At 51.8% G+C, this 12,605-nt stretch carries 11 protein-coding genes and 1 pseudogene; 6 read left to right on the top strand and 6 right to left on the bottom strand.

Annotated features, from left to right (window positions below):
* Positions 1-43: 43 nt before the first annotated feature.
* Positions 44-1,726, bottom strand: coding sequence for a nucleoside kinase (locus tag WCI03_03135; GenBank protein ID MEI8138842.1), 1,683 nt, complete (start codon positions 1,724-1,726; stop codon positions 44-46).
* A 15-nt stretch (positions 1,727-1,741) separates the two neighbouring features.
* Entirely contained in the window at positions 1,742-2,257 is a 516-nt protein-coding gene (locus tag WCI03_03130) for a cob(I)yrinic acid a,c-diamide adenosyltransferase (protein ID MEI8138841.1), read from the bottom strand.
* Between the two features lie 184 nt (positions 2,258-2,441).
* Here WCI03_03130 and WCI03_03125 point away from each other — a divergent pair.
* From WCI03_03125 to WCI03_03110, 4 genes and pseudogenes are all read left to right on the top strand, one after another.
* A pseudogene (locus WCI03_03125) lies at positions 2,442-2,660 on the top strand (4Fe-4S binding protein).
* Positions 2,661-2,683: 23 nt separating this feature from the next.
* On the top strand, positions 2,684-3,010 hold the full coding sequence (locus WCI03_03120; GenBank protein MEI8138840.1) for a cupin domain-containing protein: 327 nt from the start codon (positions 2,684-2,686) through the stop codon (positions 3,008-3,010).
* Positions 3,011-3,056: 46 nt separating this feature from the next.
* Positions 3,057-4,559, top strand: a complete 1,503-nt coding sequence (locus WCI03_03115) for a DEAD/DEAH box helicase (protein ID MEI8138839.1) — start codon at positions 3,057-3,059, stop codon at positions 4,557-4,559.
* Positions 4,560-4,836: 277 nt separating this feature from the next.
* Entirely contained in the window at positions 4,837-5,538 is a 702-nt protein-coding gene (locus WCI03_03110; protein ID MEI8138838.1) for a hypothetical protein, read from the top strand.
* Positions 5,539-5,635: 97 nt separating this feature from the next.
* Here WCI03_03110 and WCI03_03105 read toward each other — a convergent pair whose 3' ends face one another.
* Positions 5,636-6,292, bottom strand: a complete 657-nt coding sequence (locus tag WCI03_03105; protein ID MEI8138837.1) for a response regulator transcription factor — start codon at positions 6,290-6,292, stop codon at positions 5,636-5,638.
* Between the two features lie 159 nt (positions 6,293-6,451).
* Between WCI03_03105 and WCI03_03100 the strand changes: the two genes are divergently transcribed.
* Entirely contained in the window at positions 6,452-7,618 is a 1,167-nt protein-coding gene (locus tag WCI03_03100; GenBank protein ID MEI8138836.1) for a nucleoside-diphosphate kinase, read from the top strand.
* The gene (locus tag WCI03_03095; GenBank protein ID MEI8138835.1) at positions 7,608-7,808 is read left to right on the top strand and encodes an aminotransferase class I/II-fold pyridoxal phosphate-dependent enzyme; all 201 of its coding nucleotides are present in this window, start codon (positions 7,608-7,610) and stop codon (positions 7,806-7,808) included. The genes WCI03_03100 and WCI03_03095 overlap by 11 nt, the downstream gene beginning before the upstream one ends.
* On the opposite strand, the gene pabB is transcribed toward WCI03_03095, so the two are convergent.
* The 3 genes from pabB to WCI03_03080 are packed head-to-tail and all read right to left on the bottom strand — an operon-like array spanning position 7,809 to position 12,496.
* Complete coding sequence (gene pabB, locus WCI03_03090) at positions 7,809-9,542, bottom strand: aminodeoxychorismate synthase component I (protein ID MEI8138834.1); 1,734 nt, start codon at positions 9,540-9,542, stop codon at positions 7,809-7,811.
* Entirely contained in the window at positions 9,539-10,243 is a 705-nt protein-coding gene (locus WCI03_03085) for a PTS sugar transporter subunit IIA (GenBank protein ID MEI8138833.1), read from the bottom strand. The genes pabB and WCI03_03085 overlap by 4 nt, the downstream gene beginning before the upstream one ends.
* 60 nt (positions 10,244-10,303) lie before the next feature.
* Positions 10,304-12,496, bottom strand: coding sequence for a RecQ family ATP-dependent DNA helicase (locus WCI03_03080; GenBank protein MEI8138832.1), 2,193 nt, complete (start codon positions 12,494-12,496; stop codon positions 10,304-10,306).
* Positions 12,497-12,605: the final 109 nt, after the last annotated feature.

Genomic DNA, 12,605 nt, shown 5'->3' with positions numbered 1-12,605 from the left:
CCTGTTTTGCCGGATGCCGGGTTTTAAATCAACAATAAACTAGTTAATACTTAAAACTACTGCGCCCGATGTATTCTCTTAGCATGGAGGTCTGGGGGACTTCCCGGTCCGAAATGCCGATAAAATTGATGAGGAAAGCGGTTAAGCGGCGAGCTTCTGCATATTCGGGATCAAAGGGTTTGACCTCCATCAGCAGGGGTTCTGCAATGGGTTTAAGGACGGCCAGTTCATAATCGAGCGCTGAATTGAACGTGGCATCGGCGTTTTCCTGAAAGGGAAATATCCATTTCTTTTCCCCGCTTCGGACCGAATTCCACATTCGGAGCGTTTTGAGCGCGGAATGCGAGCGGTATTTATGATCCCTCACCATGCGTCGGATTAAGCGATTATCGGTGGTTGAGATTCTGTTATTGGCGTCCAGGCTGAGTTGCGTGAGCGCGCTGACGTATATTCTAAATTTGGCAGGTTCAGGAACCATTTCTGTCAGAAGGGGATTAAGACCATGGATTCCTTCAATAATGAGGAGGTCATCCTTCTCCAGCTTGATTTTCTTGCCGTTAAATTCCCGCAATTTTGTGACGAAGTTGAATTCCGGCAGCTCAATTTCCTCGCCCTTGGCGATTTGGCCCATGTGACGATTGAAGAGTTCAAGGTCGAGTGCGTTGACATGTTCAAAATCAGGGTTGCCAAATTCATCGAGTGGAGTTTTGGCGTGCTCGTGGAAATAGTTGTCCAATGAGATGGTGAAAACCCGGAAACTGTTAACCCGCAATTGGACCGCCAACCGTTTTGCAAAAGTCGTTTTACCTGAAGATGAGGGGCCCGCCACCACAATCAGGCGTACCGTGTCCCGGCGTCGAAAGATTTCATCGGCGATGCGTGCCACATTTTTCTCATGAAGGGCTTCACATACTTTGATGAAATCACTGATGTCGCCATTGACAATAATTTCATTCAGTCGCCCGACCGTGCCAACCCCCATGGTCCGAACCCAGTTTTTACGTTCTCGAAAAATACTTGAGAGATGGGGTAATTCCCGGAAGGGGGCGATTTGGGTGCCATTCCCCGGTTCAGGGAGTTGGAGGATAAAGCCGGGTGGATAGTGGAGCAGTTCGAATAGGTGCAAAGCCCCCGTGTCAGGCGCCAGTACCCCTTGTGCCAGGTCATAGAATCCATCGCATTCATGAATGACGACCCGGGGCGGATTCCTGAAACGGAGCAGGTTAAGCTTATCCGTTTGGTGCGCTTCGGTCAGGCGGCGCGATACATCTTCAAACGAAATCTTTTTCCGCTCAATCGGGATCTTCTGGCTGATCAGCATTTTGACGTGTTCCCGGATGGCGTCAACCTGGTCGCGCGTTATGAACCCTCCCCGTTCACCTGCTTTGGGCTCGAAGTCGCAGAAAAGGCCATCTCCGACAGCATAATCAACCGAAAATCCCGCGGCGGGATAAAGTGTCTTTACGGCCTTGGCGAGAAGAAAGGCTAATGAGCGGTGATACACATGCCACCCCTGAGAATCAGTCATCGTCAGGAGCTTAATGTCGCTGTCCATCTCGACGGGATAGCTGAGCGAGGTGGTATCATTATTTAACAAAGCGGCAATATAGGGGAGCCCATTGGGGGCGGTAGGGGATAACAAGATATCTTTCAGGGCTGTTCGCGGGGGGCATTCCAGTATTTTGCCATCGCTGAATTTGAGTTTGATGGTGTTGCATTCGCTCATGGTGTGCCTTTCATGCTAAGATTCAATGCCGGGGCGACCTTTTACACCTGCGTTGTAATAGTGCTTGATACATTTCATTTCAGTAACTAGATCGGCCCGTGCTTGCAGGACCTGTCCGGCGTTTCGCCCGGTTAAAATCAATTCAACAGACTTTGGCTTACTGTCGCATAGGGTGAGCAGCTCGTGTTCCGAAAAGAGTCCAGCCGCCATGGCTGTACAGGCTTCATCTCCGATGACGATGTCGTAGAGGCCGCTGTGCATGGCCTGTGTCAGATTTTCTAATCCGTGCGCCGCCGCACTCATCTCGCCTTGGGTTGGCTTCCCTCGGATGAAATGGCCATGACCAAATTGAATCACCGTTACGTCCGGGAAGCGGGCTTTCAGGATTTTGATTTCACTGTAGTCACGGCCTTTGATGAATTGGCCGAAGTAGACCCGGAGTCCCGCGCCTGTCGCACGCATGATGAGGCCCAGTGCTGCAGTCGTTTTGCATTTGCCATCACCGGTGTATATTTGAATGTAGCCCTTCATGACAATCCTTCTATATGACCCGGATGGTTGACGCAAGATCAAAGGGCCTTAAGATAAAGATCATTCTGCTGGAGGGCGAACCTTGTGTGAGCCGCGTGGGCAGGGCATCCAATCCGAAGATTTGGGTCTAATCTCGTTTCTTGATTTGGATCAATGTTATTCTTTCCAATAAGAGTAACCTGTTATTAGAAATAAGGAGAGGGTGAAGCCAATGAAACGAAACATCATAAAGATCGACGCGGATAAGTGTACGGGCTGTGGGTTATGTATTCCTAATTGTCCGGAGGGCGCCATTCAAATCCTTGATGGGAAGGCTCGCCTGGTCAGTGATTTAAGTTGTGATGGATTGGGGGCCTGTTTGGGGCACTGCCCTGAAGGTGCGATTACCATCGAGGAGCGGGAGGTTTCGTAATATAAGGAGGCAATATGAGTGATTTGAACGAGTATAAAGGTAAGGCGATTGAGTTAGCGACCGGGGTAGACTATGCGGCTGGGGCGGTGGTCAGCAAAACAATATTGGATAAGAAAACAGGAACTCTGACCCTTTTCGCCTTTGATAAAGGGCAGGGCTTAAGTGAGCATACGGCGCCGTTTGATGCGACAGTTCAGATTTTAGACGGTATGGCAGAATTGACTGTGGGAGGGGTGCCGCATCTCGTTAAAGCGGGTCAGCTTTTCATCATGCCCGCGAATGTGCCGCATTCAGTACGTGCTGTCGAGCGGTTTAAGATGCTTTTGATCATGATCCGGTAAAGGCCAAGCTTGTATTGGTGTATATAAAGGCGTAGTATTCATTTCCATGGTACGTCGTATAATTCAGAAAATAAAGCATCACATCACGCGTTTGGGTCGAAAACCTGATAATTCAGGGGTAATTAAGAAGGCGGCTGGTGTCACAGCTCCGGCCGTCCCTTCGCATACAGTTCCAAAATCAGCGCCTGTACAGACGAAGCCGGCTCCGGTTCGTCATGCGGCTCCCGTTGTTGCTCCGGCCCGAAAATGGGCAGTTGCAGATTATGATATCCCGTCCGTCGAGGGGAAGACCCGGTTTCATGATTTGGATTTGCCCGCTGAAATCATGCACGCTGTGGATGATCTGGGCTTTAAGTATTGTACAGCGGTTCAAGCGATGTCTATCCCGTCTTCGTTGGCGGGACGCGATGTTACGGGCAAAGCCCAGACGGGCACAGGCAAGACGGCCGCCTTCTTGATCGCCATTTTTACCCATTTCCTGCGGGCCCCCCGGAAGCACCCCACCAAACGGGGCGCTCCTCGAGCGTTGATTCTGGCGCCCACCCGTGAGCTTGTCATTCAGATTGAAAAGGATGCCCGGGACATCGGCAAGTATTGCGGGCTCAAAATCCTCGGTATCTATGGCGGAATGGATTACGACAAGCAGCAGCGACAACTTATGGAGATCAGTCCCGATATCATGGTGGCGACGCCGGGCCGCCTGTTGGATTTTCGACGCGGCGGCCTGCTCGATTTGCGGTATGTAGAGGTGCTGGTGATTGATGAGGCCGATCGGATGCTGGACATGGGATTCATTCCCGATGTCCGCACGATTGTTTACTCAACGCCACCCAAGGAGAACCGGCAAACCCTGCTGTTTAGTGCCACGCTTACAGAGGATATTCTGCGTTTGGCAGCCCGGTGGACGAATGAGTCTGTCAAGGTCGAAATCGAGCCCGAAAAGGTGACGGTGGATAACATCCAGCAGATCGTGTTTACCGTGCCCTCGGACAAGAAATTTGCACTTTTTTATAACCTGCTCCAGCGTGATAAGCCTGAACGAGTCTTGATGTTTTGTAATCGGCGCGATGAGACGGAACGAGTTCTGGGCTATATGGCAAGATGTGGTATCAAGGCTGATATGCTTTCCGGCGCTGTTCCCCAGAAGAAGCGGATCAAGGTTCTGGAAGATTTCCGGGCAGGCATCATCCGGGTACTGGTAGCCACGGATGTGGCTGGGCGCGGCCTCCATGTGGATGATATTTCGCATGTGATAAATTATGATATTCCGTTTGATGCGGAAGATTATGTTCATCGAATCGGCCGTACCGGGCGTGCCGGCAAGGCGGGCAAAGCCTATACGTTTGCGTGTGAGAATGAAGCGTTTTCAATGCCTGAAATTGAAAAATATATTGGTAAGGCGCTGGATTATGAAAATCCTGAACCTGCCCTGCTCGTGCTGCCCCCGGGCATAGGCGGGCACTCCGGTGCATCATATTCCCGGCCACCCTCCCGCCCACAAGGCCGCCAGCAGGGCCGTTTTGGCCGTCGCCCACCGCCTCGCCGGTGAGGCGTACCACACCCTGCGAAATCTCTGTATGTCGGTCAGGGCAGACGCATCTAAATTCCGCGCCAATACGTGGAATTTTCGACAGAATGAACAAAATATACAAAATTGTTCAGGGATAAAGGCAGATTCTTCTCTTACCATTCTGAGCATTCAGTTAATTCTGTCAAAACTCATGATTTTGAAATTGACTTATATTTTAAGTTAGTCATAACTATTTAGCTAATTAAAGCTAAATGGTGATTAATTGAAATTTATCCTTCTTTTTTTAAGTTTGGTTATGGAAATAAGCCAGCCCGCTTTGGCGCAGTTGCGGGCTGGTGATGTGGCGGTTATTGCCTACAATACCGATACGCCGGATTCCTTCGCCTGGGTGTCATTGTGTGACATACCGCCAAACACCCCAATACATTTTACGAACTCATCGGTCAGTAATGGTTGGTTTCGGTGGGGGGATCATCTTGGACGTCGGGTGGGGCCCGGTCCCCTGAGTTGGATAAGCACGAATTCACTTTCAGCCGGGTCTGTTGTTTCCTGGATTGCAGGAACTCAGAAGTGTTGGAGCGTGGGGAGCTTATCCGGTGGTGCGATGGTCTTCAGCGCGGAGGGCGACCAGATTTTCGCCTATACAGGAACGATTGTGTCGAATGCGGCAGGAGTGTCACCCTGGATAGGGGATGCCACGAATGCCGTCGTATTGTTCGGGTTGAATTTTGCCAACAAAGGTTGGGATAATGTCAGTGGTGGGGGGAATACGAGTTATATTCCGCCGGGGTTGTCCGTGAGCGCGCATACGGCAGTGCATGCCGGTAATTGGGATAATGGCTATTACTCCGGAATCAGAACGGGAAAAGTTTCGGAATTACTCACTTCCATCGCGTCATTAAGCAACTGGAACTCAAGTGCAGACTTCATCAACCCCAGCCAGTGGCCCTCATTTTGGTTCATAAAAAAGTCTTGGACGCTGATTTATGTGGAATGACTTCCCCGCTTAATAACCCCCACTCGCGCACAGTCATCGCAAATCGGGCATGCACTACATCTTGGGCATATAAGGTGTGCATAGAGCGAGTGGTCACTCATTCAAGGCTTGTGAGTCCTTCGCGAACGGCATATTTCGTCAAAGCGGCTACATTATGGACGCCCACTTTTTGCATAATATGCTGACGATGTGTCTCGACCGTCTTAACGCTGACGTTGATTTTCGTCGCTATTTCCTTGGTACTGTGGCCCTCGGAGATCAATTGAAGGATTTCCTTTTCGCGGTGACTTAACTGGGAGATACGTCGTTGTGACTGGCGTCCGGGATTGGCGCGGCGGGCGAATTCTTCAAGCACATTTCCGGCGATATTCGGGCTGATGAACAATCCGCCTGATATAATGGTGCGAATGGCGATGGTGAGCTCACCAAATGCGCTGTCTTTCAGCATATAGCCCGAGGCGCCAGCCTCCAGCATTTCCGTCACGAAATGGTGGTCAGAGTGCATGGAAAGAGCGAGGATTTTCACTTTGGGGTGATCTGTAAAGATCCGTCGTGCCGCCGCGATGCCGTTCATTTCGGGCATGGCAATATCCAGAACGACGATATCCGGTTTTTTGTCGGCAACCAACTTAATGGCGCCAAGACCGTTGAGTGCCTCGCCAACTACGGCCATATCCGGTTGTTTTTCAAGGAGTGAACGGAGGCCTTCGCGAATAATTTGGTGGTCATCACATAGAACGATTCGAATAGGCATGAATAAACCTCCAATTAGGATAAAGTAACAATGACCCTGCGTGTTTAAGATGTCAATAATTATATAAAGAAACGGGGCGTTTTTACTTGATTCAATGGGACGGGACAACGATACTGCGGCCCAATTGAATGAATGTTGAGAGTGAAAGAGGAGAATTTTATGGCTCAGGAACTGGCGTTTGCATTAATCAACCCTTACACGATATCAAAATCCAGGACTGGCGGCGTCATCGGACGCCTGATGAGTCGCACAGGACTTGACCTCGTGGCTGCCCGCATGTTTGGCCCCAGTCAGGAGTTAGTTACCCGCTATGCTGACTCCCTGTTAAACAGTAATCAGGCGGAACCTGAATTTGCCCGTTTATTGAGTGAATATGTCCGCAAATCCTATACGCCTGATCCGGTCACCGGCCTTCGGCGGCGTGTGATTCTGTTGGTATTTGAAGGCGAAAATGCGATCCAGAAAGTGCGCGAGGCCACGGGCCATCTCCGTGCCGGGTGGGTGGGTGGCGAAACCATACGGGATACCTACGGGGATTACATTGAGGACGAGACCGGGACAGTCCGCTATTTTGAGCCAGCCGTATTGGTCGCGCCTTCGGTGGAGCGTGCCGCTTCGGTCCTGCGCCTATGGGCCGAGTACTCCAACTCGGATGGCGGTGTGATCGACAACAGCGCGGATTCGTCCAATGCCGAAGGGGTTCAAACGACGCTGGTTCTCATTAAACCTGATAATTTCCGTTTTCCGAGCGTTCGGCCCGGCCATATCATCGACCTGTTGTCCCGTTCAGGACTTCGGATTGTGGGCGTTCGAAAGTTTTCCATGACGGTTGCACAGGCGGAGGATTTTTATGGTCCTGTGCGTGCCATTCTTCAAAACAAATTTAAGGGGATTATGGCCCAGCGGGCAGGGGAGATTCTTGAGAAATCGCTGGGTATTTCCATCCCGGAGGATGCCAAAGCGGCAATTGGGGAGCATATCGGCCCCATCGCCGGAAATGGGCAATTCGAGGATATCGTGAAATTTATGACCGGTTACCGCCCCTCCGAAGTTGCGGAAGCCGATAAAGCCCACATAAGTTCCGAGAATTGTTTGGCCCTTATCTACCGAGGCATTAGCGCCGTTGAGAAGATTCGTTATCTGCTTGGGCCCACGGATCCCGCCAAGGCGCAACCGGGCTCTGTACGTCGTGAGTACGGTAGCGATATTATGGTCAATGCGGCGCATGCGTCCGACTCAGCGGAAAGCTCCGCCAGAGAAATGAAGATTGTGGATGTTCAAAAAGATACAATAAAAGAATGGGTGGAGAAGTATTATGGAACTTAATGAGCGGGTGAGTGCAATTGCGCTCTCCTCCATTAATTTTGCCCGGAAACTTCTTGAACAAGAAAAAATGGCGGTCGTACCCGGGTTACCGTTCGGGGCCGATGGCAATTTCCGTCTGTCGTATGCCTGCAGTATGGCCAACATCGAAGAAGGGATGATTCGGCTGGAACGTTTTGTGAAAACGTTATAACTACCTGACGATAATGGCCTCGCGCCATTTTCGCAGGGAGTTAATAAGAAAAACCTTTCGGACGCGGGGGAGATCTGCGAGGTGGATGACCGCCTCTTTGATCTCTCCCCGAAGGAGCAGTTCTGCCCGGAAGGTTCCTGCCAAAAGCCCGCACGAGACCGGCGGCGTGAGGAGTTCGCCATCACATTCCACGACGAGGTTGGCGATGGTGGATTCCGTCAGTTCACCTGCGGGATTCCAGAGCAGAACATCATCGCAATCGTCGAGGCTCGTTTGGGCGTCTTCATAAGCCCGCCGGCAGGTTGTTTTGTGGTACAGAAAACGGTTGGAAATATCGATCGGTTTTTGCGCCAGCCGGACACGAACCGGGGTCTTGGCGGCAGTCGGGTCGAATGGGTAGGATTCAAGCGTGAGGACTCCGGAACGGGAAACAAGAATCCGGATCCGGTGGGCTCCATCCAGTTTTAAGGCGAGCAACTCGTTTTGAATCTTTCCCCGGCAAATAGCAAAGCCAAAATACTCCGCGGATTCTTCAATTCGTTTTAAATGTCGCTCCAATAGAAAAATGCCTTTGTCGGGAGTCCACAGCAGCGTTTCAAGGAGCTGAAATTCCTCCGTTGATTCAGTGAGCACTTTTGCCTTGGTCCAACATTCTTCGTACTCATTGGCGCTGACGGAGTCCCAGACAATTCCGCCGCCCACCCCGTATTCGGCAACATGGCGGGTCTTATCGATGAGCACTGTTCTGATGGCGACATTAAATTGCGCCTGACGGTCCGGTGCCAGATAGCCGATGGTTCCGGTATAGATTCTACGGGGGGCGGTTTCTTCGCGGGCGATGAGCGCCATCGTCCGCGGTTTGGGCGCCCCGGTAATGGAGGCACACGGGAAAAGGGCTGTAAATATTTCACACAGTGATGCCTGGGTGCTGGCAGATACAGTGGAAGTCATTTGCCAGACAGTAGGGTACCGCTCCACCTTGAAAAGCTGCTCGACCGTAACCTGCCCTTTTTCTGACACCCGTCCCATGTCGTTTCTGATCATATCCACGATCATCACATTCTCAGACTGGTCTTTGGGTGAATTTTTCAGTATCTGGGCATTGAGTAGATCTTCCTGGGGCGTCACTCCCCGTTTCATGGTCCCCTTCATGGGGCGTGATTCCAGATGGGATCCATCCAAGCGGAAAAACAGCTCCGGCGAGGCGGAGCAAATGGTGAAATTCCCGATATCGATAAATGCGGAGTAATGTGCTCCTTGAGCGTGGACCAGATTTTCAAAAAGGGTTAGCGGGTTCTGGTTGAAGGGACTGGTAAGTCGGAAGGTGTAGTTGACTTGATAGGTTTCGCCATTAAACAGGTATTGCCGGATCCGCCCCATGATCTTGGTGTAATCATCGCGGCTGATGGAGGGCGTCCATTGTGGCGGCGTTTCGGTTGAGCGCGGGGCAGGTGCGCTAGGATGCCATGGGGTGGGCTCCTGATAAAGTCCGAACCAAAGCAGGGGAAAGCCTGAAGGGTCATGCCGGACTGTTAAGGCCGAGTCAAATGCCGGGGCAGCCTCATAACTGATAAAACCGGCGGCATGCAGTTTGTGCTCGTTAACAGCCGCCTCAATCTCACGAAGAAGCGGAAGCACCTCTGCGGGATTTGAGGTGGAGTAGATCCGGCAGGGATTGTTAAAAGCCAGCCAGCACCCACGGGAAGGATCATGAATGAGGACGGCTGTGTTCACAAGTGGCGGATGATGTTTTCCTCAGACTCCAAAATGGCGTCCATCATTCCCTGCTCGGTTTCAGCAAGGCGTAATAATTCCAACAACTTTGTTTCCATGCAGAGGGTGCATAACCGCGCGAGTGTGTGGAGGTGGAGGCGGTCATCTTGACAGCAAAGCAGAAAAAAGATGTCGCTGGGATGGCCATCCTGAGCCCCGAAATGAATTGGCTGAATGGAGCGGCCGACCACCATGAATGACTCGGTAAACATATAGGGGTCATGATGACGCGGATGAAGAACTGCCCAGCCGCCGGGGAGCGCCGTTGAGCAGAGTTTTTCGCGTTCTTCAATGAGCGTGAGAAGTTCAGTGCCATCAGAGACTAGATCGGTGGCCACGGCCATCGCAACCATGTTACGGATGACGGACGAACGGGTTTTGGTTGCCAGGGCGGCCTGAATGCGATCGCGCGTCAGGAGTTGGGGCATCATCGCCACATCCGGAGAGAATTCTTTAACCTTGGCCGAAGACTGGGAATGGTAATCCGCTAGATTGGGCGCGGAGAAGTTAAGAATGCGCTGTGAGGCCCATGCATCTATCTCCGAGCGACGAAAGGCAAAGCGCTCACCCTGTTTTTGAAAAGGGATTTCCCTTTGCTTAACCAGTAACTCAATTCTTGCTGGCGCAACGTGAAGGTACGCGGCAATTTCTTTAACATTCATGACCCGATGTGGCATGCCCGGAAATATGCCAAAAGAGAAGACCTGAGGCAATCTTTGACTCTATCGCTTCATCAGGCGCAAAATATCTGCGCCATAGGCCTCAAGTTTTGCAGGGCCGACGCCGGGAATGCGTTCAAGTTCAGCGTGGGATTTCGGGCGTAGAATCGCAATGGCTTTCAGGGTTTTGTTGCTGAATACAAGATAGGGAAGCGTCCCCTGGTGGAAGGATTCATCTTTGCGCCAGATCTTCAATTTATCGAACAAATTTTCTTCCACAGCTGAAAGGACGCGATCAAACGTTTCCAGGGGGTTGGCTTTACGATTGGGTTTGGCGCCAGCCTTCATGGGTTTGCGACGAAGATCGGGCTCATTACTGGAAAGGTGTACGGCTTGGACTGGCCACTTGATGCTGACTGAGACCCGCCGCCATGCAATTTCGCGGCCTTCCAGGGTTAACGAGGCTGTGGCATATTGATCCGCGCTGAGTGTAATGGCTTTGGCTCGCACCAATTCATCGAAAATGGCCTTCAAATGTTCTGGGGGTGTTCCTGCCAGGGCACCATATGTGGAAACCTCGTTTAGTTTGCGATCAATAATATCTTTTGCCGATGAACCAGTCATAACGGCAATGATCGTGTTGCGGCCGAACCGTCCGTCCATACGGCCCACTCCGCTCAGTAGTTTCTGAATGACTGGCCACTCGGTTTCGGTGGGGGGGCGTGCTGAAACAGCCGTGTCGAAACCGCAATAATCGCAGTGGCCACAGGCGGTGCTCAGCGTTTCTTTGTCACCAAAATAATCGAGAATGAAATGGTGCCGGCAGCCTTGGGAACTGACGTAACGGAGCATCAGGTCGAGTTTACGCAGATCCCGGCGCCGTTTTTCCTCCAAAGAAGGCATGGCCTCCTTCAGACGTGTGAGATCGGTGGGTTCAACCAGAGACGTGGTGTAACAACGGGTTCCCGCCATGATTTCACGTGAAATCAGGCCATAACGTTCGTACAGACCCATGCAAGTGTGGACCGTAATCTTGTTGTCGGTTGAGCGAATTTGTTCAGCCCACTCGTCCAGTGAGCAGGTCTGGGCACCACCAGTCTTGAGTAGGGTGTAAATTTCTGACCAAGTTTGCAGGATAGTGGCAGGGTCCGGATTCGAGCCATCCAGGAAAAACTCCTGCGTACGTACATCGGCGTAGTTGTAGAGCAGCTCACAATGCGATAACTGGCCGTCTCGCCCGGCTCGGCCAACTTCCTGATAGTAGGCTTCGATGCTTCCAGGGACGTCCCAGTGGATGACAAACCGGAGATCGGAGCGATCTACACCCATGCCAAAGGCATTGGTGGCCACGACAACCGGGACTTTGCCCCCCATGAATTGTTCCTGGGCCGCTGCCCGCTTCTCAGGGGTAAGGCCGGCGTGATAAACCAGATGTTTGATTTTGTTCTCCCCCAACATGATGCCGACCCGATCGACCTGTTTGCGGGTACTGCAATAAATGATGCCTGTGGGGTAGCGGGAAAGAATACCCTCAATGCGTCGCATTTTGTCGGTATGGGATGAAACATGGCTGACGACGAGTCGCAGGGTATCACGGCGAAAGCCCCGGACAAATATCTGCGGGGCCGTACGACCATCCATCCCAAGCCCGAGTTGTTTGGCAATATCCGTTCGAACCTCAGGGGTCGCAGTGGCGGTGAGCGCCATGACACGGGCCTTGGTGAACTGTTTTACCACGGTGCCGAGGCGAATGTAGTCGGGCCTGAAATCATGGCCCCATTGGCTGATACAATGGGCTTCGTCAATGGCGATCAATGCCACCTTGAGATCGGCGAGCAAAGTTTGAAAGCCTCTGTTACGGAAGCGTTCCGGCGCGACATAGACCAGTCGGGTTTTTCCTTGGCGAAGATCGGCAATCCGTTCGGTCACCTCTTCCATGGAAAGCGATGAGTTAAGGCAGGTGGCTGGCAGGCCTCGCTCGGTGAGGCCGTCCACTTGATCCTTCATCAGGGATATCAACGGTGAGACCACCAGCGTGATTCCATCAAGAATCATGGCCGGCAATTGAAAGCAGATTGATTTTCCCGCGCCGGTCGGCATGACGACCACCGCATCATTCCCGTTCAGAATAGCCTCAATGGGTTCCCGCTGGCCTGCATGGAATGTGGAGAAACCGAAGTGCTTGGAGAGCAAATCCTCAAGGCGTGCAGGGGCGTTTAGGGGGCGTGGTGATGCATTTAAAGTTAAGTTAATCATAAAACGCGCAAATTATAACATTCTCGGTTAAATTGTAAAACCTTGATATACATCAAGGAGATGGAAAGCAGGGCATGCATAATAAGCGCTGTTTTGAGGGACAAGTTAA

The organism is bacterium (genome assembly GCA_037143175.1).
Lineage (GTDB): Bacteria > Verrucomicrobiota > Kiritimatiellia > CAIKKV01 > CAITUY01 > JAABPW01.
This window is presented reverse-complemented; position numbering and strand designations above follow the sequence as displayed.

Coding starts and splice junctions, on each gene's coding strand:
- WCI03_03095 (MEI8138835.1), top strand. CDS start 7,608: ATGGAACTTAATGAGCGGGTGAGTGCAATTGCGCTCTCCTCCATTAAT.
- WCI03_03105 (MEI8138837.1), bottom strand. CDS start 6,292: ATGCCTATTCGAATCGTTCTATGTGATGACCACCAAATTATTCGCGAA.
- WCI03_03115 (MEI8138839.1), top strand. CDS start 3,057: ATGGTACGTCGTATAATTCAGAAAATAAAGCATCACATCACGCGTTTG.
- WCI03_03135 (MEI8138842.1), bottom strand. CDS start 1,726: ATGAGCGAATGCAACACCATCAAACTCAAATTCAGCGATGGCAAAATA.
- WCI03_03110 (MEI8138838.1), top strand. CDS start 4,837: ATGGAAATAAGCCAGCCCGCTTTGGCGCAGTTGCGGGCTGGTGATGTG.
- WCI03_03080 (MEI8138832.1), bottom strand. CDS start 12,496: ATGATTAACTTAACTTTAAATGCATCACCACGCCCCCTAAACGCCCCT.
- WCI03_03100 (MEI8138836.1), top strand. CDS start 6,452: ATGGCTCAGGAACTGGCGTTTGCATTAATCAACCCTTACACGATATCA.
- WCI03_03085 (MEI8138833.1), bottom strand. CDS start 10,243: ATGAATGTTAAAGAAATTGCCGCGTACCTTCACGTTGCGCCAGCAAGA.
- WCI03_03130 (MEI8138841.1), bottom strand. CDS start 2,257: ATGAAGGGCTACATTCAAATATACACCGGTGATGGCAAATGCAAAACG.
- WCI03_03120 (MEI8138840.1), top strand. CDS start 2,684: ATGAGTGATTTGAACGAGTATAAAGGTAAGGCGATTGAGTTAGCGACC.